This is a genomic window from Sphingobium sp. DC-2 (assembly GCF_000722555.1).
GTDB lineage: Bacteria > Pseudomonadota > Alphaproteobacteria > Sphingomonadales > Sphingomonadaceae > Sphingobium > Sphingobium quisquiliarum.
The window spans coordinates 263,828-290,783 of record NZ_JNAC01000057.1 but is presented as its reverse complement, the minus strand read 5'-3'; the positions used below and the strand labels follow the sequence as shown (position 1 = coordinate 290,783).

Sequence of the window (26,956 nt, the reverse complement as noted above, 5' to 3'; positions counted from 1 at the left end):
CCGCCTTGCGCGCGGCGCAATTAACGTTAAGAACCCAGCCGATGGACCGCATTCATATTCGCGGCGGCAAAGCGCTCAATGGCCGCCTTCCCATCTCCGGCGCGAAGAACGCGGCGTTGACCTTGCTGCCTTGCGCCCTGCTGACCGACGAACCGGTGACGTTGCGCAACCTGCCCCGTCTCGCCGACGTCGACAGCTTTGGCCATCTGCTCAATCAATTGGGCGTGTCGACCATGATCGAAGGGGCGCGGCCGGAGGATTTCGGGCGGGTCATGACGCTGCGCGCGGGCCGTGTCACTTCGACGGAAGCGCCCTACGATATCGTGCGCAAGATGCGTGCTTCCATCCTGGTGCTTGGGCCGCTGCTCGCGCGCGCGGGCGAAGCGCGCGTTTCGCTGCCCGGCGGATGCGCCATCGGCAACCGGCCGATCGACCTGCATTTGAAGGCGCTGGAAGCGTTCGGCGCGGTGATCGAAATCAGCGCGGGCTATGTCCGGGCAAGCGCGCCTGACGGCGGGCTGCCGGGCGGCATCTACACTTTCCCGGTCGTGTCCGTGGGCGCAACCGAAAACGCCTTGATGGCGGCGGTGCTGGCGAAGGGCACCTGCATCCTGGAAAATGCCGCGCGGGAGCCGGAGATCGTCGATCTTTGCAACCTGCTCGCCGCCATGGGCGCCGACATTGAAGGCATCGGCAGCGACAAGCTGACCATCCATGGCCGCCAGCGCCTGCACGGCGCGACATACAGCGTCATGCCGGACCGGATCGAGGCGGGCAGCTATGCCTGCGCGGCGGCGATCACCGGCGGCTCGCTGGAACTGGCAGGCGCGAATGCCGCCGACATGCACGCCATCCTGGCGGCGCTGCGCGACGCGGGCGTCGAGGTGGAGGAGATGAAGGGCAGCATCAAGGTGTCGTCGGATGGCAAGCTGAAGCCGCTGACCCTCTCCACCGCGCCGTTCCCGGCCTTCCCGACCGACATGCAGGCGCAGTTCATGGCGATGCTGACGAAGGCCAGTGGCGCATCGGTGCTGACCGAGACCATCTTTGAAAATCGCTACATGCACGTTCCCGAACTGGCGCGCATGGGCGCCGATATCGGCGTCAATGGCCGCACCGCCGTGGTGCGGGGCGTCGACCGCCTGGTCGGCGCGCCGGTGATGGCGACGGATCTGCGCGCATCGATGAGCCTGATCCTGGCGGGCCTTGCGGCGGAAGGCGAAACGCAGGTGAACCGTGTCTACCATCTCGATCGCGGCTATGAACGGCTGGAGGAAAAGCTGTCGGCGGTAGGGGCCGACATCGAACGGGTCAGCGATGGCTAACGGCTGCGGCCTGGATACGGACCGCGCGGCATTGCTGGCGCGCTACGATCTGGACGCAGGCGGCTTTTCCGCTCTTGACCAGATCACCGAATTCGCCTCGGCTCTCTGCGATGCGCCGATCGCGCTCGTCAGCATAGTGGAAGATGAGCGGCAACGCTTCCTCGCCCGCACGGGGCTGGATGCGGAAGAAACGCCGCGCGACGTATCCTTTTGCGCGCATGCGATGATGGACAGTGCGATCTTCGTGGTGTCCGACGCTACTTCGGACCCGCGTTTCAGGGATAATGCGCTGGTGCTGGGGCCGCCGCACATCCGCTTCTACGCGGGCGCGCCGCTGCTCGACCGGGAAGGGGTGCCGCTGGGGGCGCTGTGCGTCATCGACGAGCGGCCGCGTGATGACCTGACGCCGCTTCAACGCCAGGGCCTTGCGCTGCTGGCGCGGCATGTCATGGTTGTGCTGGAAGGACGCAGGCGGGACCAGGACGTCATCGCCCAGCAGATCAGGGATGCCGAAGCCCTGGCGCAAAGCGACCGGCTGTTCAGGACGCTCGCCGACACCATGCCGCAGATGGTCTGGTCGACGCTGGCGGACGGCTACCACGATTATTACAATGCCCGCTGGTATGAATATACCGGCGTGCCGGAAGGATCGACCGATGGCGACGGCTGGGCGGGCATGTTCCATGCCGACGACCGCGAGAAGGCCTGGGAATGCTGGCGCCGCTCGCTGGCCACTGGCGAGCCCTATGACGTCGAATACCGGCTGAGGCATCGTAGCGGCGAATATCGATGGACGCTGGGCCGCGCTCTGCCGATCCGGGACGGAGAGGGGCGGATCACGCGATGGATCGGCACCTGCACCGAAATTCACGAGCAGAAGCTGATGCTGGAGGAGCGCGAGGTCATCGCGCACGAACTGTCTCACCGCATCAAGAACATCTTTTCCGTGATTTCCGGCCTCATCGGCCTGTCGGCCCGCGCCCATCCACAGATTCGCGACATCGCCGACGACCTGCGCGACCGCATCATGGCGCTCGGCCGGGCGCATGATTTCGTGCGTCCCCATGGTGATGACGCCAGCGTAGAGGGGCAGAGAGGCGGCCTGCGCGGCATATTGGAGCAGATTTTCGCGCCCTATAATGATGAGAAGGGCAGCCGTATCGCCTTTTCGGGCGAGAACCCCGCAATCGACGACCGGTCGGCGACCCCGCTCGCGCTGCTGTTCCATGAACTTGCCACCAATGCAGCCAAATATGGAGCGCTGTCGGTGCCCGGAGGGCGCATTCACATCGCGGTGGAGCGGACAGGCGGAGACATTCGCATCACCTGGCGCGAGGAAGGCGGTCCGGTTGTCACCCCCGCAAGCCATGAAGGGTTCGGCAGCCGCCTGATGCAACTCAGCGTCGAACGTCAGCTTGGCGGGGAGATGGTGCGCGAATGGCGGCCCGAGGGTCTGAAAATCAGCCTGCGGGTCCCATTCCGTTCCATGAGCCGGACGGCGGCGGGAACGGTGTAAACCCGGCGATCTGGGCGGCCGTCAGTTCGCTGCTGTCGTCCGCCACGAGCCTTAGCGTCGCAGTGATGCTGTCGGCGCGGAAAGGCTTTGCGATGACGCCCAGCGCCGCCTCGGCCGCCGCGCCGATTTGTGCGGGATTCGCGGTGACGTAGATGACCTGGATGCCGAATTGACCGGCCAGTTCCATGCCGATCCCCGGACCCGTGGGGCCGTCGCGCAGGTTCAGGTCGACGAGGGCGATGTCGCATGCGGCTGCGGCGGCCAATGCGGCTTCCCGGTCGGCCGCGATCGCGCCCACCGTGAAGCCAGCATCCTCAACGATCTGTTCAATTTCCAGTGCGACGAAAATTTCGTCTTCAACGATCAGAACTGTCTTGCTCATGCCATAGACCGGGTTGGTGGGCATAAATGCGCGGAATCCGGTTAGGTTCCCCGTGCACCGGAAAAACGTCCGGTCAGCGGTACGGGGCCGCTTTGCCGCTTATTCGGCTTCCGTGGTCCAGAGCGTTTCGAATTTCGTCCCCTGCATCAGCAGCACGCTGGCGGGATAGCCGCCCTCGCTTGCCTTGCGCGCCGTGTCGGTTGCGCTGTCGACGGCGGCCTGCCGGGTGGCAAAGGGGCCGTAATAGCGATTGTCGAGATTGATCTTCCACTCGCCCCCATGTTCAAGGACGATGTAGCGTGCGTGGGGGAGGGGCATGAGTCAAAGAACCTCTGTATTATAATGGTGCCAGGCCATGATGGCGGCCGCCCCGCGGTGGGGACGCCAGCGTTCCGCGACCTCGCGCGTCTGGCGCTCGCTCGGCCGCTCCGGAAGTCCGAGGATGCGTCCGACCTCGACCTGCACGGCCAGGTCGCCCGCTGGCCAGATATCGGGCCGCCCTTCGGCAAAGAGGAGGTAGATTTCCGCCGACCAGCGCCCGATGCCCTTGATCCGCGTCAGAAGCGCGATCGCTTCCTCGTCCTCTTGCGGAAGGGCATGCAGGTCGATCGCGCCGCTGGTCACCAGTTCGGCAAGGCTGCGGGCATAGCCCTGCTTCTGGCGTGACAGGCCGCAGCTTCGCAGCGCCTCGAAATCGCGCGACAGCAATATGTCCGGCGCGCAGCCTTCGCCCAGTTCCGCCTCCAGCTTGCGCCAGACGGCCGCCGCCGCGGCGACGCTGACCTGCTGGCCTACGATGGTGCGCAGCAATGTCTCATATCCCGGCTCCCGCATCCGGGGCAGGGGGTAGCCCACCCGGCCGATGGCCGCCGCGAATCCCGGCTCCAGCGCCGCGATCGCGTCCAGGCTTTCGCGCAACCTTTCTACTGTCGTCACCATGGCGCTGGCTTTCCCGCTCTTGATTTATCGGCGACCCAGCCTATGAGTGGCGAGGATGTTTGAGGGGATTTGAGTACATGCCCAAGTTGATTGTGGTCAACCGGTCAGGTGAAGAACAGGCCGTTGAAGGCGATGCTGGCCTGTCGGTGATGGAAGTCATCCGCGACAAAGGTTTTGACGAACTGCTGGCGCTCTGCGGCGGGTGCTGTTCCTGCGCGACCTGTCATGTCTATGTCGATCCCGCTTTCGCCGGCAAGCTGCCGGAGATCAGCGAGGACGAAAACGACCTGCTCGACAGTTCGGACCATCGCAACGAAACCAGCCGCCTGTCCTGCCAGCTTACGCTGAACGACGATCTGGACGGCCTGCGCGTCACCATCGCGCCGGAAGACTGATCCGCAACAAGGCGTCCAGGGCCTAACGGCTGACGCGTAGCGTCGCCATGGGCGCTTCGCTGGTCAGCGGTGTTATCCGCCACGAGATGCGCTTTCCCTGCGCCGTGCTCTGGGCGCCGTCTTCCTGATTCTGGCTGACGATCTCCGCGTCGGTGGTCAGGGTGAAGACGCCGTCCAGCGCCTTTGCCGCGTCGTCGGCTGCTTCCCCCTGCGCCATGGGTGGCGCGCTCTGGTCGAAGCTGTTGGAATAGCCCGGCGCCTTCACCCGCACCCGGTCGTCCCCGCGCAATTCCACGGCGACGAAGGGCAGGACGATCTTCGCATCGCTGTTGAAAGGAAACAGGAAGCTGTGGGTCAGCCGCCCGCTGATCGCATAGTCGATCTCGAAGCGGTGCTTGCCCATGTAGCGCGCCGAGCGAAAACCCTTCTCCTTCGACAGGGCGGCGGCGATCGCCTGCATCTGGGCTTCGTCGCTCCGCGCCGTGCTGGCGTCAAATTGCTCATCCGCCACCTCCAGATGCGCCGTCTTCCTGTAGGCGCTGTCCTTGGTCTGCGGGTCATCGCCGTCGACCGGAATGCTGGGCGCAGATTGCAGCCCCTTCATGTCGGACGCCAGTATCTCGCCCTTGTAGGTGAAGCTGAACTGCCGGTCGGCACGGATGTCGAGCGTTGATTCGAACTTGCCGGGCGTCACCAGGCAGGCGGAAAGCGCCAGAAGCGCGGCGAGCGCGCCCATGGAGCGGAAAAGAACGGCCATCGATACCCCCATCTCTTGGTCCGCCATCATCGCGGGGCGGCCGCCGCGCAATGATGATTGCACCAGCTTACACGCCTTCAGCGGCTCGCCGCCGCATAAAGTGCGATCGCGGCCGCATTGGACACGTTCAGACTTTCCATGCGCGGGCTGATCGGCAGCTTCGCCAATATGTCGCAATGGGCCATGCTGTTATGGCGCAGCCCTTCGCCTTCCGCGCCGAGCACCAGCGCGACGCGCGATTCGCCGATAGCATCGCCCAGGTTCGTCTCCGCCTCGCCGTCCAGGCCGATGCGCCAATATCCCGCTTCCGCAATCTCATCGAGCGCGCGGGCAAGGTTCACCACGCGCACCCACGGCACGATTTCCAGCGCGCCCGATGCCGCACGCGCGAGCACGCCTGATTCGGGCGGCGCATGCCGGTCCTGCGTGACGATGCACAGCGCGTCGAAGGCGGCCGCCGAACGCAGGATCGCTCCGACATTGTGCGGATCGGTCACCTGGTCGAGCACCAGCACGGGGCGGCGGTCGTCGCGCCCTTCCTCCAGCACGTCGCCTAGCCATACGTCGTCCAGCGGCTCCACTTCCGCCACGATGCCCTGGTGCGGCGCGTCGGACGGCACCATGCGTCCAAGATCCGCGCCGTCGGCATAGACGATGGGAAGCACGGGCGGCAGGTCCAGCGCGTTCAGCGCCTCGCGCGTGCCCCAGATCTTGCGCACGGTGCGATCCGGATTGGCGAGCGCGGCCGTCACGGCATGACGGCCATAGAAGCGCGGAAAGTTGCCCTTGGGCTTGGGGGTGCGATGTCCTTTTTTCATGGACCGCTCTTTTCACATCGGACCATTGACAGGCAAGCGTCCTTTCGCCATTGAGCGCGCCTCCAGCGCGGTGACACGACAGCAGTTCACCGCGTCAGGGCACTGGACAGGTGGCCGAGTGGTTAAAGGCAGCAGACTGTAAATCTGCCCGGGTTTCCCGTACGCTGGTTCGAATCCAGCCCTGTCCACCACCCTTGCGGATGCGCCGCCTCTTTCGGGTTTCCGGCTCGCGCGTCCTCCTTCAGAGCCCGCCTGACGAGAAGGAACGCTGCCGTGGCGTGGCTTATCCTTGGCATCGCCGTGATCTCCGAAATCTGCTGGGCGCTCAGCCTGAAATGGGCGGCCACCGCCGGCACGTGGCAGGCGTCGATCGTGCCTATCGCGCTGAGCTTCCTAAATATGGGCCTGCTGGCGCTCGCGATGAGGGGACTGCCCGCTGGCACGGCCTATGCGGTATGGACCGGCCTTGGCGCGGTGGGCGTCATCATCGGCGGGGTGATCCTGTTCGGCGACCGGGTGACGCCGGTGCAGGCAGGCTTCATGGCCCTGACGGTCATCGGCGTCGTCGGAACGAAGCTGTTCGCCACTGCCTGAGCGGCCCTCGCGCCGCGTTGCAGCAAAGGGCTGACCCTGCGCAAATCTCCTGCTAAGGCGCGCGCATGCTGAATCTGAAGGACATCACCGTGCGCCTTGGCGGCCGCACCATTCTCGACCGCGCGAGCGCAGCCTTGCCGCCGCGCAGCCGCGTCGGACTGATCGGCCGCAACGGGGCTGGCAAATCGACGCTGATGAAGGTGATGATCGGTCAGATCGACCCGGATGAGGGCAGCTGCGACATGCCGCGTGACATGCGCCTTGGCTATATCGCGCAGGAAGCTCCGGCGGGCACGGCGACGCCGTTCGAAACGGTGCTCGCCGCCGACGCGGAGCGGGCGGCGCTGCTTGCCGAGGCGGAGCATACCGAAGACCCGGACAGGCTGGGCCATATCTACGAACGGCTGAACGCCATCGACGCCTATACCGCCCCGGCGCGGGCGGCGCGCATCCTTGTCGGCCTTGGCTTTGACGAAGAGATGCAAGGGCGCCCGCTCGACAGCTATTCGGGCGGGTGGAAGATGCGCGTGGCGCTGGCGTCGCTGCTCTTTTCCGAGCCCGACCTGCTGCTGCTCGACGAGCCGTCGAACCATCTCGACCTGGAAGCAACGCTGTGGCTGGAGAATTTCCTGAAAGCCTATCGCGGGACCGTGGTCGTGATCAGTCACGAGCGGGACCTGCTCAACAATGTGGTCGACTATATCCTGCACCTGGAGGGCGGCAAGGTCACCCTCTATCCCGGCGGTTACGATGCGTTCGAGCGGCAGCGGGCCGAACGGCTGGCGCAGCAGGAGGCCGCTCGCGCGAAGCAGCAGGCGGAACGGGAAAAGCTGCAAGATTATGTCGCCCGCAACTCCGCCCGCGCCTCCACGGCGAAGCAGGCGCAGTCGCGCGCCAAGGCGCTGGCGAAGATGCAGCCCATCGCCGCCGCGATCGAGGACCCCAGCCTGGCCTTCGCCTTCCCCAGCCCGCCCGAACTGCGGCCGCCGCTGATCACCATGGACATGGCGGCGGTAGGCTATGGCGACACGCCGGTGCTGCGGCGCGTCAATCTGCGCATCGATCCTGATGACCGGCTGGCGCTGCTTGGCCGCAACGGCAATGGCAAGACGACGCTGGCTCGCCTGATCGCCGCCCAGCTCGCGCCGATGGAAGGGACGATGAACAGTTCGTCCAAGATGAATGTCGGATATTTCACTCAGTATCAGGTTGAGGAACTGGACGTCGCGGACACGCCGCTTGAACATATGACGCGCGTCATGAAGGGTGCGACACCGGGCGCCGTGCGGGCCCAGCTCGGCCGGTTCGGCTTTTCGGGCGAGCGCGCCACGCAGAAGGTCGGGTCCATGTCGGGCGGAGAAAAGGCGCGGCTGGCGCTGGCGCTGATCACGCGCGACGCGCCGCACCTGCTGATCCTCGACGAACCGACCAACCACCTTGACGTCGATAGCCGTGAAGCGCTGGTTCAGGCGCTGAACGATTATTCGGGCGCAGTGGTCATCGTGTCCCATGACCGTCACATGATCGAACTGGTGGCCGACCGTCTGGTGCTGGTCGATGGCGGGACGGCCCAGCCATTTGATGGCAGCCTGGAAGATTATACCGACATCATCCTGCGAAAGGCCGATGGCAATGGCGGCGGCGATGCGCCCAAGGTCGATCGCAAGGCCGAAAAACGCAACGCGGCCGAGTGGCGCGAAAAGCAGAAGGTGGCGAAAAATGCCGTGAGCAAGGCTGAAAAGGAAATGGCGCTGCTGACGGCGGAGCGTAGCCGGATCGATCAGGCGCTGTTCGATCCTAAATCGGCAACCGGCGCGGAAGCGAAAATGACGATGACCGACCTGATGGTGAAGCGCGCTTCCGTCGAAAAGAAGCTGGAGGCCGCCGAGGAAGCCTGGATGGAGGCGAGTGCGGCGCTGGAGGAGCTTTGAGGCTCACCCATTTGCGAGACGTTTGAACTGGCCTCTTGCCTCGCGGGCACGTCCGCTACCCGGATGAATGCTCCAGCCCTATCGCGCTTCTTCCTTCGTCAACGGCCCCTCTATCCCGTCCCCCGTCCGCATCCGGGTCACGATGTTCCAGGTCGCGATGAAGAGGGCGGCGATTACCGGGCCGATGACGATCCCGTTGAAACCGAACATATCGATGCCGCCCAGCGTGGTAATCAGCACGACATAATCCGGTATCCGCGTGTCGCGCCCCACCAGGATCGGCCGCAGCAGATTATCAACAAGGCCGATCACGAACAGGCCGCAAAAGACCAGTATCACACCCTTGGCGATCGCTCCCGTCGCCAGCAGGTAGAGCGCTACCGGGACCCAGACCAGACCCGTTCCAACGGCCGGGATCAGGGAAAAGCACCCCATCAGCACGCCCCACAGCAGCGGTCCGGGGATGCCGAGCGCCCAGAAAACGACGCCGCCGATCAAGCCCTGGACCACCGCGACCACGATGCTGCCCTTTATCGTCGCGCGCGTCACGACGACAAATTGCTGCATTAACGCGCGTCTGTGGCTTGTCCGCAACGGCGCGGCGCGATCAAGCCGGGCGGCGAGCGACGGCCCGTCGCGCAGCAGGAAGAAGGTGAGATAGAGCGTGACGCTGAGCGCAACGAAGAAGCTGAACGCGCTCTGGCCGACCTGGAACAGTTGCGTGGCCACCGTGCGGAAGCTGGATGCTATCCCCTCGCTCAGCATCTCGCGCACGGCAGCGAAATTGGTGACGCCAAGCCGCGCGAGGAAGGCGGACGCCCAGTCGGGGAGTCGTGCCTGGAACTGAGCGAAGACGCGGGCGATGTTGATCTCGCCCGACTGGATGCGGCCGTAGAACAAGGTGGCTTCCTGCACGAGCGCGATCGTCAGGACGATGGCGGGCAGGATCACGACCGCCACGATGATGAGCAGTGTCAGCCCGGCGGCAGTGTTCGGACGGCCGGGCATCCGGTAAAGCAGATTGTGGTTGAGCGGCGTGAACAGGATCGCCGCTATCACCCCCCACAGGATCGCGGCGAAGAAAGGTTCGATCACCAGCGCGAAGGCGATGGAGACGATCAGTACGAAGCCGAGGAAAACGCCATCTTCGATGCGGACATTCTGCGGCTTGTGATTCATGTTTTCCGCTTTGGCAGAAGTCGGGCGGCAAATCCATGTATTGGCGGCGTCAGTCCGCCTTGGCGCCGAACTGGAAATTGACCGCGACTTGCGGGGCCAGGTTGGTGCTGCTGCCGCCATTGCCGACGCCGAACGGCAAACGGGCTATGCTGGCCGATCCCGCCACCTCGCGACTCTGGCCCGATCCCGACAGGGTGAAGCGGATCGCCTGCGGCCGGCTGACCCCTTTCAGACTCAGCGTGCCCGACGCGCGATAGCTGTTGCGTCCGCTGGCCTCAGCACCTTTGGCGGTAAAGACCGCCCTAGGATGCGCGGCGGTAGCGAAGAATTCGTCGCCCGCCAGCATGCCATCCTGATAGGCGTCGCCGACGCTTGCGCTGGTCAGGTCGATCTCCACGCGAATGTCGGCGCTTTCGGGACGATCGGGGTCCATGACGATCTTCGCCGTCCAGCGGGAGAAACTGCCATTGATCGCCTCGCCGCCATTATCCACCGAAAAGCCGATGCGGCCGCCGGGCTGCACGGTCCAGGACGGGGGCGGGGCAGTTGGCTCCTCCGCCGGTGGGGCCGCTGCATTGTCGGGCTGCGCCGCTTGAGGTTCAGCGGCAGGCGGCGCGGCTGCCGGGACGTCACCAGCCTTGGCCGTCTCTGGCGCGGTCGCTTGCGGCGGCGCTTTGGCGGGAGCGGCGACGGGAAGGATCGCCTTGCCCAATACCAGCCCGGCAAGGATCAGGCCGGGCAGCAGCACCAGTAGCAGGGGCGAGCGCGCGGGCATCATTCGCCACAACAGCCCGTCGCGCAGCAGGAAATGGTGGCGCAACGCCCCCGCGACATGCAGCAGGAAAAGGGCGATGCCGAGCCACGCCAGCAATCCATGTCCGCCCTCCGCCCATTCATGCGCGCTGGCAGGCAGCGGCAGATGGGGGAGGGGAATGACGCCAAAGATCAAAGTCGGCACTTTCACTCGCGCGGTCGACACCAGCGCCCATCCAGTCAGCGGCGCGCCCAGCATGAAGGCGTAAAGGCCGCCATGCACGGCTTTGGCGAGCGCGCCCTGCCAACCTCCTTCCACCGCAGCCGGACGCGGTTTCCAGATGCGCACACCGATGCGTATCAGGGTCAGGACAAGAATGCTGATGCCGATCGACTTGTGCAGTTGGTAAAGCGAAAAGCCGCGCGCCCCCAAATCTTCCAGCGCCCATCCCACGCTGATCTGAAAGGCGAGCAGGGCGGCGATCGTCCAGTGCAGGAAGATGGCGATCAGGCTGTAGCGGCGCATGGGATCTCCGGCCATTATGGGTCGGCGCGAGGCTATGCTTCGCCGCCTGCAAAGTCCATGTCAGTAACGGAAACGCAACGTTAATCGGCTTGGCTCTCCATATGGCGCTGTGTCAAAAAGGTCGCAGTTGCGCCAATTTTCCCTTGCTCATTGAATCCGGGCCTGCACGAGCTAAGACGGATAGGGATAATATATTGGAAAGCAGGACATGGCCAAACCAGAAGCCTGGCGTCTGAGCCCGGAAGCATATAGCTTCATCACCACGCTCGATACGCGCTTTCAGGATATCGACACGATGGGCCACATCAACAATGTGGCGATATCCGGCATATTCGAAACCGCGCGCATCCGGTTCCACCATCATCTGGGCCGTCACCCGCAGGAACAGGGCGTGCGCTGGCTGGTCGCAGCCGTTTCTCTCAACTTTGTCGAAGAGTCGCACTTTCCCTATCCGTTCGAAGTGCATTGCGGCATCGGCCATATCGGCCGCACGAGCTGGACGGTCAGTTCGGCCGCGTTTCAGAAGGGCGTTTGCGTGGCGACCTGCGACACGACGGTCGTGACTCATGGCGCGGAAGGCCGCCGGACCATCGATGAAACGCTGCGCGAGGCAATGGAGCGGAATTTCCTGCGCCAGCCGGGCTGAACGTCGCCGTGGAGCGAAGGGTCAGGCGAACCCGTCCATCCGCCGCGACCATTGGAAGGTGATGACCGCCGCCTTGGCCGGTTGGATCATCAGCGCCGCGAGAATCACCGCCAGTCCGGGCCATAGCACGGCCTGCACGCCCAGCGGGATCGAAAGGACGCTGTTCACCTCTATCATCAGCGGCACCAATATGTGCCCCAGCAGCAGAATGACGATATAGGCCGGGAAGTCGTCGGCGCGGGACACGTCCCATTTCTGGCCGCAATGCTCGCAGCCGGAGGAGGGCTTGAGGAAGCTCTTGAACATGCGTCCCTCGCCACAGGCCGGGCAGCGCCCGCGCAGCGCCAGCGACAGGGCCGGGCGCAGGGGCCGGTCGAGATTGCGTGCAGGGGGTGGCGCGTCGGTCATGGGTTGCTCCTATGGTCCAGCGGACGCGGCGGCGCAACCGGGGCAATAATGGCAGCAGCGCCCTTTCGCCCGCGCGAAAGACTGTTAAGAGGCGGTCATGCGTCTGCCGGGTCCTGACGAAGCCTTTGTCCTGTTCGATGACGCGCGGACGCGCAACGCGGCCCCGGCGCGCCTGTACCGCGATCCCGTCGCGGTCATCGAGGCGCAGAGGCTGGAAGACGTGCAGCCAGCGCTGGATCGTATCGCCGAAGCCGCCGAAGCCGGGTTCCATGCGGCGGGCTATCTAAGCTATGAGGCAGGGCTTGCGCTGGAGGACCGGCTGGCTCCGCTGGCGCAGCGGCACGAGCGCACTTCTTCCTCAACGCCGCTCCTGTGGTTCGGCCTGTTCGACGGGGTGCGGTTCATCAAGCCGCAGGCGATGCCGGGACTGCTGCCCAATCCCGCCGGGGTGAGCATCGATCCGCTTCGGCCCCTGATCGGCGAAGCTGACTACCGCGCCGCATTCGGCACGGTGCAGGAGTTCATCCGCGCCGGAGACATTTATCAGGTGAACCTGACCTTCCCCTGCGCCGCGCGGTTCAGCGGCGATCCGATGGCGCTCTACGCCGCGGTCAGGCCGCGTCAGCAGGCGGGCTATGGCGGCGTCATCCGCACGGGCGGGCATGACATATTGTCCTTCTCGCCCGAACTCTTCTTCACCAGCGTGCGCGGGCAGTTGACGGCGCGGCCGATGAAGGGAACCGCGCTTCGCAGCACGGATGCCGCGCGCGATGCGATGCTTGCCCGCGAACTTGAGGCCGACGCCAAGCAGCGCGCCGAAAACCTGATGATCGTGGACCTGCTGCGCAACGACATGGCCAGGGTGTCGCGCGCCGGGACCGTCACGGTGCCGGACCTGTTCCATGTCGAAACCTATCCCACGGTCCACCAGATGGTTTCAACCATCCGCGCCCGGCTTCTTCCGGGGCTGTCGCCGGTCGATGTGCTGCGCGTCCTTTTTCCTTGCGGATCGATCACCGGCGCGCCGAAGGTGAGGGCGATGGAAATCATAACTGAAGTAGAAGCCTTCTCACGCGGTGTTTATACCGGGGCCATGGGCTGGATCGATCCGAACGGTGACGCTGCCTTCAATGTTGCCATCCGCACCATTTGCGTTGAAGAAGGGAAGAGGGAAGGGCTTTTGGGGCTGGGGTCGGCGGTCGTCGCGGACTCCGATGTAGAGTCCGAATGGGCGGAGTGCCTGGCCAAGGGCCGTTTTCTGGCGGGAACCTGATCTTGAGCTACAGGGGGCTTGAATAGTTTCGATGTCAGTGGCTGACGGACGGTTCGACCTGCTGGAAACCATGGCCTTCGACCCGGTCGAGGGCATCAGGTTGCTGGAGCTGCATCTTGAGCGGATCAAGACCAGCGCGACGGCGCTGGGTTTCGCCTTCGACCGGCATGACGTCCGCAACGAATTGCAGGCCGCGACCTTCCGCCTGCGTGAGCGCAGCCGGTTGCGGCTGCTGGTGTCGCGGCGCGGATCGACGGCGATCGAGGTGCGCGAGCATCGCACCTGGCCGCAGGCGATCATGCATGTGGCGATCGTGCCGCGCGACGTCCCGGCGAGCGACCCGCGCCTGCTGCACAAAACCACCGACCGTTCGCTCTACCGCGACATCCTCAAGCGCGGCGGCACCTATGAGGTGCTGATGACCGATGCCGGCGGCTTTCTGACCGAAGGCTGCTTTTCGTCCATCTTCGTCGAGCGCGGCGACAAGCTGGTGACGCCGCCGTTGTCGCGCGGGCTGCTGCCGGGCGTGCTGCGCCGCAGCCTGATCGACATGGGCGAAGCGGTGGAGGACGACCTGCGCCCGTGCGACCTGCAACAGGGCTTCTTCATCGGCAATGCGGCGCGAGGCATGGTGGCGGCCTCCCTCGTCAAATAGCGGTTCGCCCCGCACCATGCCGCCATCGGCCAACTGGCGGTTGCCCCGTCCGGCTTAGCGCTCTAAGGAGCCTCGCGTCCGCCGCGCGCGGGCATGAGCATCTTTTGGGAAAGAATGTCACGATGAGCCAGACTTCCGCTGCCCTCGGCCGCATCCAGCCCTCCGCCACCCTGGCGATGAGCGCGCGTGTGAATGCCCTCAAAGCCGAAGGCGTGGACGTGATTGGCCTGTCGGCGGGCGAACCGGATTTCGATACGCCCGACTTCGTGAAAGAGGCAGGCATCGCCGCCATCCGCAACAACCTGACCCGCTATACCGATGTCGACGGCACCGCCGACCTCAAGGACGCGGTCGCCTTCAAGTTCAAGCGCGACAATGGCCTTGTCTACAAGCGCAGCCAGATCAGCGTGAATTCGGGCGGCAAGCACACGCTGTTCAACGCGCTGGTGGCGACGGTGGATACGGGCGACGAGGTCATCATCCCCGCGCCCTATTGGGTCAGCTATCCCGACATCGTGAACTTCGCGGGCGGCACGCCGGTGTTCATCGAAGCCCCGGCCGCGCAGGGCTACAAGATCACCGCCGCGCAGCTAGAGGCGGCGATCACCCCGCGCACCAAGTGGGTGATCCTGAATTCCCCGTCCAATCCTTCGGGCGCGGCCTATTCGGCGAGCGAGCTGAAGGAACTGGGCGAGGTGCTGCTGCGCAACCCCCATGTGCTGGTGATGACCGATGATATGTATGAGCATGTCTGGTATGCGCCGACTCCCTTCGCCACCATCGCGCAGGTGTGCCCCGATTTGTATGACCGCACGCTGACGGTGAACGGTTGCTCCAAGGCCTTCTCCATGACCGGCTGGCGCATCGGCTTTGCGGGCGGGCCGGAATGGATGATCAAGGCGATGGGCAAGCTCCAGTCGCAGTCCACCAGCAACCCCTGCTCGATCAGCCAGGCGGCGGCCGTGGCGGCGCTGACCGGCGAGCAGGACTTCCTGGTGGAGCGCAACGCCGCGTTCCAGAAGCGCCGCGACATGGTGGTGTCGATGCTGAACGATGCGCCGGGCCTCAACTGCCCGGTGCCCGAAGGCGCTTTCTACGTCTATCCCGACGCCAGCGGCGTGATCGGCAAGACGACGCCCAAGGGGCAGCTCATCGACAGCGACGAAACGCTGATCGGCTATTTCCTGGACGAAGCGAAGGTGGCCGCCGTCCATGGCGCGGCCTTCGGCCTCTCGCCCGCCTTCCGCATCAGCTATGCGACGTCGGAAGAGGTGCTGGCGAAGGCCTGCACCCGCATCCAGGAAGCCTGCGCCGCCTTGAAGTGAAGGGGGCATAGCTTCGGATCGGGATGATGCCGGCCCGTTCGGGCTGAGTTGTCGAAGCCTCTTCTTCGTCGAGGAGTGAGCCGTTCGACAAGCCCGGTGCGAGTGGAAATCCCGTAGGCATAGCGCCTTCTCCCCGCGTTCGTGGACGTGAGCGGCGATCCCGTTGCGGTAGCAGGGCCTCCATTTGGAAACGCATTTTTGCCATTCGCGGCCTTGTGGAAACGGGCTGGCGGCTTATATCGCGTTTCAATCTAAAACCTAAAGGCGCTTCCCCGCCGTTAAGCCGGGGCTAAGCCGCCCTCTGTTAGCCCGCTCATGCAAGGGCAAGATCGAAAGGAAGAAGGCCATGGTGGCATTTCTGAAGTCCGACCTGTTCCTCCGCTTTCTGGGCGGGTTCGTGATCGGCACGGCTGGCATGATCGCGCTTCAACCCAGCGATCCGCCCGCGCTGGTCAGCCCGGCCATGGCCGCTTCCGCGAATGCGGCGCCTGACGCCAGCCCGGCCGATGCGGCGCTCTGACGGCATAGCCCTTGCCGTCCTCGCGGCCCTTCTGGTCGCTTCCCCCCTGCGCGCCGAGCGGCCGGTCCTTGCGCCGGTGCCCGCCGTCGAAGCGCCGTCGCGTGAAAAGCTGGAGACGGCCGTCTTCGCGGGCGGCTGCTTCTGGGGCGTGGAAGGTGTTTTCTCGCATGTGAAGGGGGTGCGCTCCGCCGTGTCCGGCTTTGCTGGCGGGCCGAAGGGGCGCAAGGTCGATTATGAACGGGTCAGCAGGGGCGACACGGGTTTCGCCGAGGCCGTGCGGGTGACCTACGATCCCGCGCAGGTCAGCTACGGCACGCTGCTGCGCGTCTTCTTCTCAGTGATCGCCGATCCCACCACGCTCAATTATCAAGGGCCGGACCGTGGCACCCAATATCGCAGCGCGCTGTTCCCGTTGAACGCGGGGCAGGCGAAAGCGGCGCGAGCCTATCTGGCGCAACTGGGCAGGGCGAAGCTGTGGCGCGATCCTATCGTCACGCGCGTGGAAGGCTTTACCGGATTTCAGGCGGCCGACGCCTATCATCAGAATTTCCTGACCCGGAACCCGCGCCACCCCTATATCCAGCGCTGGGATGCGCCGAAGCTTGCGGCTTTCAAGGCGATGTTCCCGAACCTCTATCAGGTCAGACCGGCCGCCTGAGGATTTTTGATCCGAGGGTGGGGGGTGGCATTCCCCCGTCTTTGATGGCGTGGGAAGAGGGGCGGATAGCGGGCGCCGCCGGTTCGAAACCTCGCCGTCCCCGCGCAGGCGGGGACCTATCTCTCCGCACACGACTGGATTGCGGAAGGCGACATGGGTCCCCGCCTGCGCGGGGACGACGAGGATGGGTGAAGCGGACTGGCGGCTTTCGGAATAACATCGGAAAAGCAGCCATCACTATACGGCTACGAACGTTCGATTTTGGCTCGCTTCCACTTTACAGCGAGCGCCGCCAAGCCCAACCAAGAGACTACGGCAACGGCTAGCCATATCGCAGCGTAGATCGGCTCACCACCATCCACCAACTGGCCGCTGGCTCCCTCGAGTATATCGCACGCAGAACGATCAAAGAACCAGAACCCTATCGTTAGTTTGAAAGCGAAATTCGCCTGCCAAATGAGGATTGGCGCGAGTGGGATTAGTAAGATCAGAGCAAGGACGGGTTTGGATGTCTGCCGCAGGAATAGCACGCCGATCCCGTAGAATAGTAGGGAGAGTGCTCCTCCCCATAACCGACTGGCATCGCCTTGCGTGCACGTGCCGACTGTGAGCGCAAGAACAGCGTTTCCCGCCGCCAGATAAAACAACGCGAGTGCAGCCCCTAGCATTCTGCAAAGCTAACGAAAATACGTGAGTAAGCAAGCGATGCCTGAAACGTAGACGCCGCTGTCGGATCGGTGAATTTTCCGAGATACTGTCTGGCTATGGTCGAAAGCAGGCATTTCACCGTCGTCATGCTGAACTTGTTTCAGCATCCATCTGTCCTCACCGGCGGCAGCTTTATCTGGAGAAATGAACCTTAAACGCGTTCAGGGTGACGATGAAGGAAGGCGGGATATCCTCGCCGTCTGTCGGCCAGCAGCTTATGCAGCCCTGCTGATCAGGCATAAGCACATAAAAACGGGCGGAGCCTGTCGCCAAGCTCCGCCCGTTAAAGCTTTCGCTGTCCAGCCGCTTACTTAGGCGCCAGCACCATCAGCATCTGGCGGCCTTCCATGCGCGGATAGGCTTCGACCTTGGCGATCTCGCCGACATTTTCCGCGACGCGCTGGAGCAGCTGCATGCCGAGCTGCTGGTGGCTCAGCTCGCGGCCGCGGAAGCGCAGGGTGATCTTCACCTTGTCGCCTTCGCCGATGAAGTCGTGGACCTTCTTCATCTTCGTATCATAGTCATGATCGTCGATGTTCGGGCGCATCTTGATCTCCTTGATCTCCTGCGTCCGCTGGGTCTTGCGCGCGAGGTTCGCCTTCTTCTGCGCCTCATACTTATATTTGCCGATGTCGAGGAACTTGCACACCGGCGGGTCGGCGGTGGGCGACACTTCGACCAGGTCCAACCCGATCTCGAACGCGCGCTCCATCGCCTCCTGCGTATACATCACGCCCAGATTTTCGCCTTCGTCGTCGATCACCCGCACCTTGGGCACGGTGATGAACTCATTATAACGGGGACCGGACTTCGGCGGCGGCGCCATCGGACGGCGCATCATTGGGGGACGTATAGCGGCTTCTCCTATAGTGATTCACGAAAATGGCTTTGGCGGCCTTTAGCGCAAAGCCGAAAGGGGCGGCAAGCCCGCGCGCGCGGATTTACCGGCCCCATGTGGCATCGCTGCCTCACGCCATATCGGGAGCGCGCGCCTCTTTTGCAAGGCGGGCGATCACATCATCGACCGAAAGGACGCTCTGCCCCTCCTTGCCGAGTTCGCGCAGCGCGACCGTGCCCTCATCCGCCTCGCGGCGGCCGACCACCAGAAGGTTGGGCACTTTGGCCAGGCTATGCTCACGCACCTTATAGTTGATCTTTTCGTTGCGAATGTCGGTTTCCGCCCGGATGCCCGCCGCGCGCAGCTTCTCGACGACCTGCTGCGCATAGCCGTCCGCGTCGGACACGATGGTCGCCACCACCGCCTGCACCGGCGCAAGCCAGAGCGGGAACTTGCCCGCATAATGTTCGATCAGGATGCCGATGAACCGCTCATAGGAACCGAAGATCGCGCGGTGGAGCATCACCGGCCGGTGCCGCTCGCCATCCTCCGCGATGTAGGAAGCGTCGAGTCGCTCCGGCAGAACGCGGTCGGACTGGATGGTGCCGACCTGCCACGTCCGCCCGATCGCGTCGGTCAGATGCCATTCCAGCTTGGGCGCGTAGAAGGCGCCTTCGCCGGGCAGTTCCTCCCAGCCATATTCCGGCGTGTTGAGGCCAGCGGCGGCGACGGCGTTGCGCAGTTCTTCCTCGGCCTTGTCCCACATCTCCTCGGTGCCGAAGCGCTTTTCGGGCCGCAGCGCCAGCTTGATCGAGTAGGTGAAGCCGAAATCCTTGTAGATGCGGTCGGCGAGCGCGCAGAAGGCCCGCACTTCCTCGACGATCTGATCCTCGCGGCAGAAGATATGCGCGTCGTCCTGCGTGAACTGGCGCACGCGCATCAGGCCGTGGAGCGCCCCGTGCGGCTCGTTGCGATGGCAGCAGCCATTTTCGTAGAAGCGCAAGGGAAGGTCGCGATAGCTCTTGATCCCCTGACGGAAGATCAGGACGTGCGCCGGGCAGTTCATGGGCTTGAGCGCCATCCAGTCGGCATCGTCCGACACCAGCGGGCCTTCGTCGGCGACGTTGGGAACCTCGTCAGGGATGACGAACATATTTTCGCGATATTTGCCCCAGTGGCCCGACTGCTCCCACTGGCGCGCGTCCATCACCTGGGGCGTCTTGACCTCGCGATAGCCCGCCGCATCGATGGCGCGGCGCATATAGGCTTCCAGCTCGCGCCAGATGATATAGCCCTTGGGATGCCAGAAGACGGAGCCATGCGCCTCCTGCTGGAGATGGAACAGGTCCATCTCCGCGCCCAGCTTGCGATGGTCGCGCTTGGCGGCTTCTTCAAGGCGCGTGAGGTGCGCGTCCAGTTGCTTCCTGTTGAGCCAGCCGGTGCCGTAGATGCGCGAGAGCATCGCATTCTTCTGGTCGCCGCGCCAATAAGCGCCCGACACGCGCGTCAGCTTGAACGCGGCCGGATCGAGCTTGCCGGTAGAGGCGAGATGCGGCCCCCGGCACATATCCAGCCAGTCGCCGCCCGACCAGTAGACGGTCAGCTCCTCGCCTTCGGGCAGTTCGGCGGCCCATTCCGCCTTGAAGGTTTCGCCCTCGGCCCGCCAGCGCGCGATCAGGTCCTCGCGCTTCCATACTTCGCGGCGCAGCGGCTTGTCGGCGGCGATGATCTCCCGCATTTTCGCTTCGATCGCGGGCAGGTCCTCTTCCGTGAAGGGGCGGTCCCTGGGCGCGAAGTCGTAATAGAAGCCGTCATCCGTCGCCGGGCCGAAAGTGATTTGCGTGCCGGGAAACAGCGCCTGCACCGCTTCGGCCAGGATATGCGCGAAATCGTGGCGCGCCAGTTCCAGCGCGTCCGCCTCGTCCCGCGACGTAACCAGGGCGAGCTGAGCGTCCTGCTCCAGCGGGCGCATGATGTCGCGCAGTTCGCCATCCACCCGCGCGGCGATGGCGGCCTTGGCCAGACCCGGCCCGATCGCCGCCGCGATGTCCGCCGGAGTAGTGCCGGGCGCGACTTCACGCACGGAACCGTCGGGCAGGGTGATCTTGAGCATGGCGGACAAGGGTCAGGTCTTTCTGTCTATGGGATCGAGCAGCGCAAAATGCCGCGCTTTCCCCTTAAATGGGCGGCCCCGCCTGTCAATAGAAGGGCGCTTGCGAGTAACGGGCGCGAGGGATGAAGAGATCAGACGAGGAGCAGCCGTGCCTGATCGTCCGCCGCTTGCAGGAAAGAGACTGGTCCGCCGATCTCCACGCCGGGCGGGAGTTGGTCGGCGGTAAGCTGACAGAGGGCCAGTCCGCTCTGGCAGGCGAGCATAGTGACGCCCAGCGCCAGCGCCTCTTCCAACACCATGGCGAGGCTGGGCAGTCCGGCCGCCCGGTGCGTTTTGTCCAGCGGTGCGTCAATCGGGGGCCTGAGCAGCGCCACGGCATCCAGTTGCAGGAAGAGGCTCGCCCGCCCGCCCAGCGCCGCCTGCGCGCAGGCCAGGACCAGCGCGCCGCGCAGCCGTTCCGCGTCCGCCGTGGTGACGATGATCCTCAGGTCGCGCATAGTTCCGCTGCGCAGGCGGTGCAGGCGGGATCCTTGGCGATGCTGACCGTGCGGAAGCGCATGGAGAGGAGGTCGGCGAGCAGCAGCTTGCCCGCCATATCCGCGCCGAAGGGCACCAGCGTGCGGATCACCTCCAGCGCGGCGAGGCTGCCCATCATTCCGGTCAGCGCGCCGATCACGCCGGTTTCCGCGCAGTTGCGTTCCGGCGCGTCTTCGGGATGGCCGACAAGGCAGCGATAGCAGGGCTGGTCCTTTTCCCAGCCGCGATAGGTGGCGAGCTGTCCTTCAAACGATCCGACCGCCGCCGACACGAGCGGGATGCGCAGCCTTTGCGCGCAATCCGCTACCGCCAGCCGGGTCGCGAAACTGTCGCACCCGTCCAGCACCACATCGGCGTCGCGCAGCATCAGCGCGGCATTTTCCGCATCGAGCCGCGCGTTGATCGGGATCAGCTTTACATCCGGGTTGAGCCGCGCCGCTGCGGCCATGGCGCGCTCCGCCTTGGGCGCGCCGATGTCGTCGGTGCCGAACAGGACTTGCCGTTGCAGGTTGGACAGCGCGACATGATCGTCATCTATGACCCGTATCGTGCCGGCACCGGCGGCCGCCAGATAGAGGATAGCGGGACTGCCGATGCCGCCCGCGCCGATCACCGCGACATCGGCCGACAGCAGCCGCGCCTGCCCCGCGCCGCCAATCTCCTTGAGCACGATATGGCGGGCATAGCGTTCCAGCTGCTCGTCGGAGAGGGCGGCGGGGGATGGGGTCATGAGGAACGGACTCCGGTCGATCCGAAACCACCCGAACCCCGGACAGTCGAGTCCAGTTCCTCCACCTCGGCGAAGCGGGCCATCTGGACCGGGGCCGCCACAAGCTGCGCGATGCGGTCGCCCCGTGCGATAACGAAAGGCGCATCGCCAAGGTTGATGAGGATGATCTTCAATTCGCCGCGATAATCCGCGTCGATCGTGCCCGGCGTGTTGGGCAGGCTGATCCCATGTTTGAGGGCGAGGCCCGAACGGGGGCGCACCTGCACTTCATAGCCGGCCGGGATGGCCATGGCGAAGCCGGTCGCGACGGCATGGCGTCCACCGGGCTGCAACGTTACGTCTTCGGCCGAGACCACGTCCATCCCCGCCGCATGCGCCGTCGCATAGCCGGGTACGGGCAACCCTTCGCCATGCGGCAGGCGCTTGAGGCGGATTTCAATCGGAGCGAGATGCGAGGGCATGGGCGACCTTTTCGATGAGGCGGGCGGCAACGGCATCCTTGGGCAGATGATCCCAGCTTTCGACGCCCTGCGCGGTGACGATATGGACGCTGTTATCGTCGCCGCCCATCACATCCCCCGACACGTCATTGGCGACGATCCAGTCCGCGCCCTTGCGCGCCAGCTTGGCTTGCGCATGTTCGGCCAGCTTCTCCGTCTCCGCCGCGAAGCCGACCAGAAGCGCCGGGCGCTGCGCATGGCGGCCGAGCGTCGCCAAAATGTCGGGATTTTCGACCAGCATGAGCGGCGCGGGCTTGCCCGATCCGTCCTTCTTGAGCTTCTGCCCGGCGGCGGCATCGGTGCGCCAGTCGGCCACGGCGGCGACCATGATCGCGGCGTCGGCGGGCAGCGCCGCCTCTACCGCCGTCATCATCTGCCGGGCGGTCTCCACATCCACCCGGTCGACGCCGGGCGGGGTGGGCAGATGCACCGGCCCTGCGACAAGGGTGACGCGCGCGCCTGCCTGCGCTGCCGCAGCAGCGATGGCGAAGCCCTGCTTGCCCGATGAGCGATTGGCGATGTAGCGCACCGGATCGATCGGCTCGTGGGTCGGCCCGGCGGTGATCAGGATGTGGCGGCCCTTCAACCCGCTTTCGTTCGCTTTGCGCGTGTCGAGAAGCGGGGATACGCCTGGCTTCTCGACTGCGCTCGAAGCGAACGGCGGCTGGAGCACACGCGTAATCGCCTCGACAATTGCCTCAGGGTCAGGCAGCCGTCCCTTGCCGAACTCGCCACAGGCCATCTCGCCCTCGTCCGGCTCCAGCACATGGACGCCGTCGGCGCGTAGCTGCGCGATATTTCTCTGCGTGGCGGCATGGTGCCACATGCGCACATTCATGGCGGGCACGGCCAGCACCGGCTTGTCGGTGGCGAGCAGCAGCGTGGTGGCAAGGTCATCGGCGATGCCCGCCGCCATCTTCGCCAGGATATTGGCGGTGGCGGGCGCGACCACGACCAGATCGGCCTGCCGCGAAAGCTGTATATGTCCGATCTCGCGTTCTTCCTTGAGGTCGAACATGTCGCCATAGACATGGTCTTCGGTCAGCACGCCCAGCGACAGGGGCGTCACGAACCGGCTGGCGCTGTCCGTCAGCACGGCGCGCACGGCGATGCCGCGTTTCCTGAGCAGCCGCACCAGCTCCAGCGACTTGTAGGCCGCGATGCCGCCGGACACGATCAGGAGGATGCGGGGCTGAGTCATAGCTGAATGTGTAGCAGGGCGGTCGCCAGCGCTCCAGCCACGGCGGCTACCCCGGCGACGGCGGCATAGCGCCACCCCCCGCCGACGCGGATCAGCTTCACCTCGGTCAGCGGCGGCGGCGGCGGCGCGCCGCCCTTTTCGGGGAAGGCTTCCTCGATCCGCCGGACGAGGCCGGGCAGCCGCTGGAGCGTGCGCCAGTTTTCGATCAGCGCGTCAGCCGCCTTCGCCTCAGGCCCCAGTTCGGATCGCAGCCATTCCTTCACATAAGGGCCGCTGGTTTCCCACAGATTGATGTCGGGGTCGAGCGCCGTCGCGACGCCCTCCACCATGACCATCGTCTTCTGGAGCAGCAGCAGATGCGGCTGGGTCTGCATGTCGAAATCGCGGGTGATGGCGAACAGGCCGTCCAGCATGCCGCCGACCGACAGTTCGCGCACGGGCTTGCCGCGCATCGGCTCACCCACGGCGCGCAGGGCGGTCGCGAATTCCTCCACATTATGGTGGCCGGGCACATATTGCGCCTCGAAATGGATTTCCGCCACGCGCTTGTAGTTGCCGGTGATCAGGCCATAGAGGATTTCCGCCAGCCACATGCGCGCGCGCCGGTCGATGCGGCCCATGATGCCGAAGTCGATTGCCACGATATCGTTGTTCGCGGTGACGAACAGGTTGCCCTGATGCATGTCCGCGTGGAAGAAGCCTTCGGCAATGGCCTGCCGCAGGAAGGCGTTGACCAGCCGCGCGGCCAGTTCCTTGACGTCATGGCCAGCGGCGATCAGCGCGTCCCGGTCGGAAATCTTGATCCCGTCGATCCACTCCATCGTCATGACCTTGCCGGTCGTGCGATCCCAGTCGATCCGCGGCACGCGATAGCCGGGCATCGCCTGCATCGCTTCAGCCAGTTCGGAAGCCGACGCCGCTTCCCGCCGCAGGTCCAGCTCGCGCGCGGTCCAGCGCTTCATATTGGCGATGACGAGGCGGGGGCGCAGCCGCGCGATCTCGCCACCCAGCATCTCGGCATGGGCGGCCGCCCATTCATAGGTCTGGATGTCGCGGTTGAACTGGTCCGTGACGCCGGGGCGGATGATCTTCACCGCGACCTCGCGCCCATCGGCGGTCACCGCCCGGTGCACCTGCGCGATGGAGGCCGCGCCCACCGGATCTTCGTCGAAGCGGCTGTACAGCGCCTCAAGCGGCCGTCCGAAACTCTGCTCCACCTGCGCGCGGATGGTGGCGAAGGGGACGGGCGGCAGCGCATCCTGAAGGCGCAGCAGGTCGTTCGCCGCTTCCTCGCCGACCAGATCGGGGCGCGTCGCCAGCGTCTGGCCCAGCTTGATCGCCGCCGGACCGATCGCCTGGAAAGCGTCGGCATAGCGCGGCTGGCGCGGCACGCGGGCGCCGATCCGCGCCACCCTGACCAGCCGCCGCACGGGCGAGGGGGTCAGCGGATCACGCTCGATCCCCCGCAATGCGCCGTGGCGCGCCAGGGTGCGGCCCCATTTCAGCAGCCGCCATATATGCGTCACATGGGCAGGCACAGCCGCTCAGATCTTCCAGCCGCTGTGGATCGCGACCAGTCCGCCCAGGATCGGCTCGACCCTGGTCTGGACGAAGCCGGCCGCGCGGATCATCCTTTCGAATTCCGGCATGGGCGGAAAGCGGCGGATCGATTCGATCAGATAGCGATAGCTGTCCTCGTCATCGGCCAGCAGCTTGCCGAGCCTGGGCACCAGCCGGTGCGAATAGACGTCATAGACATCGGCGAAACCGGGCCAGGTGGTGGTGGAAAATTCCAGGCAGAAAAAGCGCCCGCCATATTTCAGCACCCGGTGCGCTTCCCGCAGCGCCTTGTCGATATGGGTGACGTTGCGGATGCCGAAGGCGATGGTGTAGGCGTCGAAGCTGCGATCGGAAAAGCCGAGTTCCTCCGCATTCTGTTCCGACCAGACCAGTCCTTCCAGTCCCTTCTTGCGCGCGCGCTCCATGCCGACGGCCAGCATTTCGGGATTGATGTCCGCGACGGTCACATGCGCGCCATGTTTCGCGAGGCGGAAGGCGATGTCGCCGGTGCCGCCCGCCATGTCCAGGATGGCTTCGTCCCGGCGCGGCTTCACGCGGTTGACGAACTGATCCTTCCAAAGCCGGTGCGCGCCGCCCGACATGGCGTCGTTCATCAGGTCATATTTGGACGCGACGTTGGAAAAGACGGCGCGAACCATCCCTTGCTTTTCAGTAGCATCGACATCGCGATAGCCAAAGGATGCGGTCTCGGTCATGGGCAACGCTCTAGCCACAGATTGGCCGCCATGCCAGCCGCCTTTTCGCGGGCCTGCTTCTCTCACGCCGCCCGAACGCCTAAATGGGTGCGATGCCTGAGCTTCCCGAAGTCGAAACCACCGTCGCTGGCCTGCGCTCCGTACTGGAAGGCAGCGTGTTGACCCGCGTCGAGCCGCGTCGCGCCGACCTGCGCTTCCCCATCCCCGCCGACCTGCGGCAGCGGCTTACCGGAGCCAGGGTGACGGGCCTGTCCCGGCGCGCGAAATATGGGCTGGTGGAGACGGACCGCGGCGACACGCTGATCTTTCATTTGGGGATGTCCGGGCGCTGGCGAATCGATCCAGCGGAGATCGGCGCGCATGATCATCTGTTGCTGGAAACGGAAGGCGGGCGGCTGCTCTCGCTCAACGATCCGCGCCGCTTCGGTTCGCTCGACCTGGTGCGCAGCGATGCATGGGCGGACTATGCGCCCTTCACGCGCATGGGACCTGAGCCGCTGGGACCGGACTTTTCCGCCGATGCCCTGGCGCGCGCGCTGGAGGGCAAGGCGGCGTCGATCAAGTCGGCGCTGCTCGACCAGCGCGTGGTCGCGGGGCTGGGCAACATCTATGTGTGCGAGGCGCTCAACATGGCGGGCATAGCGCCCACGCGCCCGGCGGGGCGGATCGGCCGCGCGCGCCTCATCCTGCTGGTCGAGGCCATCCGGCAGGTGCTGACGGCGGCCATCGCGGCGGGGGGATCGACCCTGCGCGACTATGCGCGGCCGGATGGCGAGCTGGGCTATTTTTCGAAGCAATGGCGCGTCTATGGCCGGGAAGGGGAAAGCTGCGCCTGCGGGGGCACGATCCGGCGGCGGACCGATGGCGGGCGGTCGACCTTCTACTGCCCCAAATGCCAGAAGTAGCGCCGCTCTGCCGGTTGACGATGGTGCCGAACCCCTGTAAGGGGCGCACCTTCACGGGGCTGGCAGGCGATTCCGGCTGGCTCCATTTCCGAGATTTGACGAGACCGAGGATTGTAAATGGCCAATACGCCGCAAGCCAAGAAGCGCATCCGCCGCAACGCCCGCCGCGCCGAAATCAACGGCGCCCGCATCAGCCGGATCCGCACCCTGGTGAAGAAGGTCGAAGCCGCTCTCGCCGCTGGCGACAAGACGGCGGCGGCCTCGGCGCTTCAGTCGGTGCAGCCTGAACTGGCGCGCGGCGTGGCGCGCGGCGTGCTGCACAAGAATACCGCGGCCCGCAAGTTCGGCCGCCTGACCAAGCGCGTCAGCGCGCTCGGCTGAGCCGCAGCCAAGATTTACCGTCAGATCGAGATGGCCCGTCCCGCAGATGCGGGGCGGGCTTTTTTCATTGGTCTGTAACAGAACGGCACGCCGGGAGGGCCATTGCGGCATGGCCGGATTCCCGCGATTCGAGCAAAACAGGGTCAGACCCTACCTACATAATATAT

29 protein-coding genes and 1 tRNA gene are annotated in these 26,956 nt (G+C 65.1%); 14 read left to right on the top strand and 16 right to left on the bottom strand.

Annotated features, from left to right (window positions below):
• Nucleotides 1-41: 41 nt before the first annotated feature.
• A complete protein-coding gene (gene murA / locus ET21_RS0114115; protein WP_021238093.1) occupies nucleotides 42-1,325 on the top strand; it encodes a UDP-N-acetylglucosamine 1-carboxyvinyltransferase in 1,284 nt (427 codons plus the stop codon).
• The gene (locus ET21_RS0114110; RefSeq protein WP_030540200.1) at nucleotides 1,318-2,841 is read left to right on the top strand and encodes a sensor histidine kinase; all 1,524 of its coding nucleotides are present in this window, start codon (nucleotides 1,318-1,320) and stop codon (nucleotides 2,839-2,841) included. Before murA ends, ET21_RS0114110 begins: the two co-directional genes overlap by 8 nt.
• Here the strand turns inward: ET21_RS0114110 and ET21_RS0114105 are convergent.
• From ET21_RS0114105 to ET21_RS0114095, 3 genes are all read right to left on the bottom strand, one after another.
• On the bottom strand, nucleotides 2,786-3,223 hold the full coding sequence (locus ET21_RS0114105) for a response regulator (RefSeq protein WP_030540199.1): 438 nt from the start codon (nucleotides 3,221-3,223) through the stop codon (nucleotides 2,786-2,788). The genes ET21_RS0114110 and ET21_RS0114105 overlap by 56 nt on opposite strands.
• Nucleotides 3,224-3,322: 99 nt before the next feature.
• On the bottom strand, nucleotides 3,323-3,541 hold the full coding sequence (locus ET21_RS0114100) for a hypothetical protein (protein WP_030540198.1): 219 nt from the start codon (nucleotides 3,539-3,541) through the stop codon (nucleotides 3,323-3,325).
• A 3-nt stretch (nucleotides 3,542-3,544) separates the two neighbouring features.
• On the bottom strand, nucleotides 3,545-4,162 hold the full coding sequence (locus ET21_RS0114095) for a DNA-3-methyladenine glycosylase (protein ID WP_021238097.1): 618 nt from the start codon (nucleotides 4,160-4,162) through the stop codon (nucleotides 3,545-3,547).
• A 77-nt stretch (nucleotides 4,163-4,239) separates the two neighbouring features.
• Between ET21_RS0114095 and ET21_RS0114090 the strand changes: the two genes are divergently transcribed.
• Nucleotides 4,240-4,557 (top strand): 2Fe-2S iron-sulfur cluster-binding protein, encoded by a 318-nt coding sequence (locus tag ET21_RS0114090; protein ID WP_030540197.1) that lies wholly within the window; start codon nucleotides 4,240-4,242, stop codon nucleotides 4,555-4,557.
• A 22-nt stretch (nucleotides 4,558-4,579) separates the two neighbouring features.
• On the opposite strand, the gene ET21_RS0114085 is transcribed toward ET21_RS0114090, so the two are convergent.
• Together ET21_RS0114085 and ET21_RS0114080 are read right to left on the bottom strand one after the other, a co-directional pair.
• Nucleotides 4,580-5,314: a hypothetical protein gene (locus tag ET21_RS0114085; protein WP_030540196.1), complete on the bottom strand. Its 735-nt coding sequence runs from the start codon at nucleotides 5,312-5,314 to the stop codon at nucleotides 4,580-4,582.
• 77 nt (nucleotides 5,315-5,391) lie between these two features.
• A complete protein-coding gene (locus ET21_RS0114080; RefSeq protein ID WP_021238100.1) occupies nucleotides 5,392-6,132 on the bottom strand; it encodes an RNA methyltransferase in 741 nt (246 codons plus the stop codon).
• Nucleotides 6,133-6,236: 104 nt separating this feature from the next.
• On the opposite strand from ET21_RS0114080, the gene ET21_RS0114075 reads away from it, so the two are divergent.
• The 3 genes from ET21_RS0114075 to ET21_RS0114065 all read left to right on the top strand — a co-directional run bounded on the left by ET21_RS0114075 (nucleotide 6,237) and on the right by ET21_RS0114065 (nucleotide 8,657).
• A tRNA-Tyr gene (locus ET21_RS0114075) sits at nucleotides 6,237-6,323 on the top strand.
• 82 nt (nucleotides 6,324-6,405) lie between these two features.
• Nucleotides 6,406-6,726, top strand: coding sequence for a multidrug efflux SMR transporter (locus ET21_RS0114070; RefSeq protein WP_030540195.1), 321 nt, complete (start codon nucleotides 6,406-6,408; stop codon nucleotides 6,724-6,726).
• A gap of 65 nt (nucleotides 6,727-6,791) precedes the next feature.
• Nucleotides 6,792-8,657: an ABC-F family ATP-binding cassette domain-containing protein gene (locus ET21_RS0114065; protein WP_030540194.1), complete on the top strand. Its 1,866-nt coding sequence runs from the start codon at nucleotides 6,792-6,794 to the stop codon at nucleotides 8,655-8,657.
• A gap of 78 nt (nucleotides 8,658-8,735) precedes the next feature.
• Here ET21_RS0114065 and ET21_RS0114060 read toward each other — a convergent pair whose 3' ends face one another.
• Nucleotides 8,736-9,836, bottom strand: a complete 1,101-nt coding sequence (locus ET21_RS0114060) for an AI-2E family transporter (protein ID WP_030540193.1) — start codon at nucleotides 9,834-9,836, stop codon at nucleotides 8,736-8,738.
• A 49-nt stretch (nucleotides 9,837-9,885) separates the two neighbouring features.
• Nucleotides 9,886-11,115, bottom strand: coding sequence for a cytochrome b/b6 domain-containing protein (locus ET21_RS0114055; protein ID WP_030540192.1), 1,230 nt, complete (start codon nucleotides 11,113-11,115; stop codon nucleotides 9,886-9,888).
• Nucleotides 11,116-11,323: 208 nt separating this feature from the next.
• Between ET21_RS0114055 and ET21_RS0114050 the strand changes: the two genes are divergently transcribed.
• On the top strand, nucleotides 11,324-11,761 hold the full coding sequence (locus ET21_RS0114050) for a thioesterase family protein (RefSeq protein ID WP_021238105.1): 438 nt from the start codon (nucleotides 11,324-11,326) through the stop codon (nucleotides 11,759-11,761).
• Between the two features lie 21 nt (nucleotides 11,762-11,782).
• On the opposite strand, the gene ET21_RS0114045 is transcribed toward ET21_RS0114050, so the two are convergent.
• Nucleotides 11,783-12,169, bottom strand: a complete 387-nt coding sequence (locus ET21_RS0114045; RefSeq protein ID WP_030540191.1) for a DUF983 domain-containing protein — start codon at nucleotides 12,167-12,169, stop codon at nucleotides 11,783-11,785.
• 97 nt (nucleotides 12,170-12,266) lie between these two features.
• Between ET21_RS0114045 and pabB the strand changes: the two genes are divergently transcribed.
• From pabB to msrA, 5 genes are all read left to right on the top strand, one after another.
• Nucleotides 12,267-13,442, top strand: a complete 1,176-nt coding sequence (gene pabB / locus ET21_RS0114040) for an aminodeoxychorismate synthase component I (protein ID WP_030540190.1) — start codon at nucleotides 12,267-12,269, stop codon at nucleotides 13,440-13,442.
• A 31-nt stretch (nucleotides 13,443-13,473) separates the two neighbouring features.
• Entirely contained in the window at nucleotides 13,474-14,097 is a 624-nt protein-coding gene (locus ET21_RS0114035; RefSeq protein WP_021238108.1) for an aminotransferase class IV, read from the top strand.
• Between the two features lie 122 nt (nucleotides 14,098-14,219).
• The gene (locus ET21_RS0114030; protein ID WP_030540189.1) at nucleotides 14,220-15,422 is read left to right on the top strand and encodes a pyridoxal phosphate-dependent aminotransferase; all 1,203 of its coding nucleotides are present in this window, start codon (nucleotides 14,220-14,222) and stop codon (nucleotides 15,420-15,422) included.
• 346 nt (nucleotides 15,423-15,768) lie between these two features.
• A complete protein-coding gene (locus ET21_RS28190; RefSeq protein WP_021238110.1) occupies nucleotides 15,769-15,942 on the top strand; it encodes a hypothetical protein in 174 nt (57 codons plus the stop codon).
• Nucleotides 15,929-16,600 carry a peptide-methionine (S)-S-oxide reductase MsrA gene (gene msrA, locus ET21_RS0114020; RefSeq protein ID WP_030540188.1) on the top strand — a complete coding sequence of 224 codons (672 nt, stop codon included), beginning with the start codon at nucleotides 15,929-15,931 and terminating at the stop codon, nucleotides 16,598-16,600. The genes ET21_RS28190 and msrA overlap by 14 nt, the downstream gene beginning before the upstream one ends.
• A 1,015-nt stretch (nucleotides 16,601-17,615) precedes the next feature.
• Here the strand turns inward: msrA and infC are convergent.
• The 8 genes from infC to ET21_RS0113975 form a co-directional block, all read right to left on the bottom strand.
• Nucleotides 17,616-18,149: a translation initiation factor IF-3 gene (infC, locus tag ET21_RS0114010; RefSeq protein WP_030540186.1), complete on the bottom strand. Its 534-nt coding sequence runs from the start codon at nucleotides 18,147-18,149 to the stop codon at nucleotides 17,616-17,618.
• Nucleotides 18,150-18,276: 127 nt separating this feature from the next.
• Complete coding sequence (gene thrS, locus ET21_RS0114005; RefSeq protein ID WP_030540185.1) at nucleotides 18,277-20,259, bottom strand: threonine--tRNA ligase; 1,983 nt, start codon at nucleotides 20,257-20,259, stop codon at nucleotides 18,277-18,279.
• Nucleotides 20,260-20,390: 131 nt separating this feature from the next.
• On the bottom strand, nucleotides 20,391-20,756 hold the full coding sequence (locus tag ET21_RS0114000) for a DsrE family protein (RefSeq protein ID WP_030540184.1): 366 nt from the start codon (nucleotides 20,754-20,756) through the stop codon (nucleotides 20,391-20,393).
• Nucleotides 20,744-21,526, bottom strand: a complete 783-nt coding sequence (locus ET21_RS0113995; RefSeq protein ID WP_030540183.1) for a HesA/MoeB/ThiF family protein — start codon at nucleotides 21,524-21,526, stop codon at nucleotides 20,744-20,746. The genes ET21_RS0114000 and ET21_RS0113995 overlap by 13 nt, the downstream gene beginning before the upstream one ends.
• Nucleotides 21,523-21,987: a dUTP diphosphatase gene (dut, locus tag ET21_RS0113990; RefSeq protein WP_021238117.1), complete on the bottom strand. Its 465-nt coding sequence runs from the start codon at nucleotides 21,985-21,987 to the stop codon at nucleotides 21,523-21,525. The genes ET21_RS0113995 and dut overlap by 4 nt, the downstream gene beginning before the upstream one ends.
• Nucleotides 21,962-23,227 (bottom strand): phosphopantothenate--cysteine ligase family flavoprotein, encoded by a 1,266-nt coding sequence (locus ET21_RS0113985; protein ID WP_030540182.1) that lies wholly within the window; start codon nucleotides 23,225-23,227, stop codon nucleotides 21,962-21,964. The genes dut and ET21_RS0113985 overlap by 26 nt, the downstream gene beginning before the upstream one ends.
• Entirely contained in the window at nucleotides 23,224-24,765 is a 1,542-nt protein-coding gene (gene ubiB / locus ET21_RS0113980; RefSeq protein WP_030540181.1) for a 2-polyprenylphenol 6-hydroxylase, read from the bottom strand. The genes ET21_RS0113985 and ubiB overlap by 4 nt, the downstream gene beginning before the upstream one ends.
• A 6-nt stretch (nucleotides 24,766-24,771) precedes the next feature.
• On the bottom strand, nucleotides 24,772-25,503 hold the full coding sequence (locus tag ET21_RS0113975; protein WP_030540180.1) for a class I SAM-dependent methyltransferase: 732 nt from the start codon (nucleotides 25,501-25,503) through the stop codon (nucleotides 24,772-24,774).
• Nucleotides 25,504-25,595: 92 nt separating this feature from the next.
• Between ET21_RS0113975 and mutM the strand changes: the two genes are divergently transcribed.
• Nucleotides 25,596-26,408 carry a bifunctional DNA-formamidopyrimidine glycosylase/DNA-(apurinic or apyrimidinic site) lyase gene (gene mutM / locus ET21_RS0113970; RefSeq protein ID WP_030540179.1) on the top strand — a complete coding sequence of 271 codons (813 nt, stop codon included), beginning with the start codon at nucleotides 25,596-25,598 and terminating at the stop codon, nucleotides 26,406-26,408.
• Nucleotides 26,409-26,525: 117 nt separating this feature from the next.
• A complete protein-coding gene (gene rpsT / locus ET21_RS0113965; RefSeq protein ID WP_021238122.1) occupies nucleotides 26,526-26,789 on the top strand; it encodes a 30S ribosomal protein S20 in 264 nt (87 codons plus the stop codon).
• The last annotated feature ends 167 nt before the right edge of the window (nucleotides 26,790-26,956 follow it).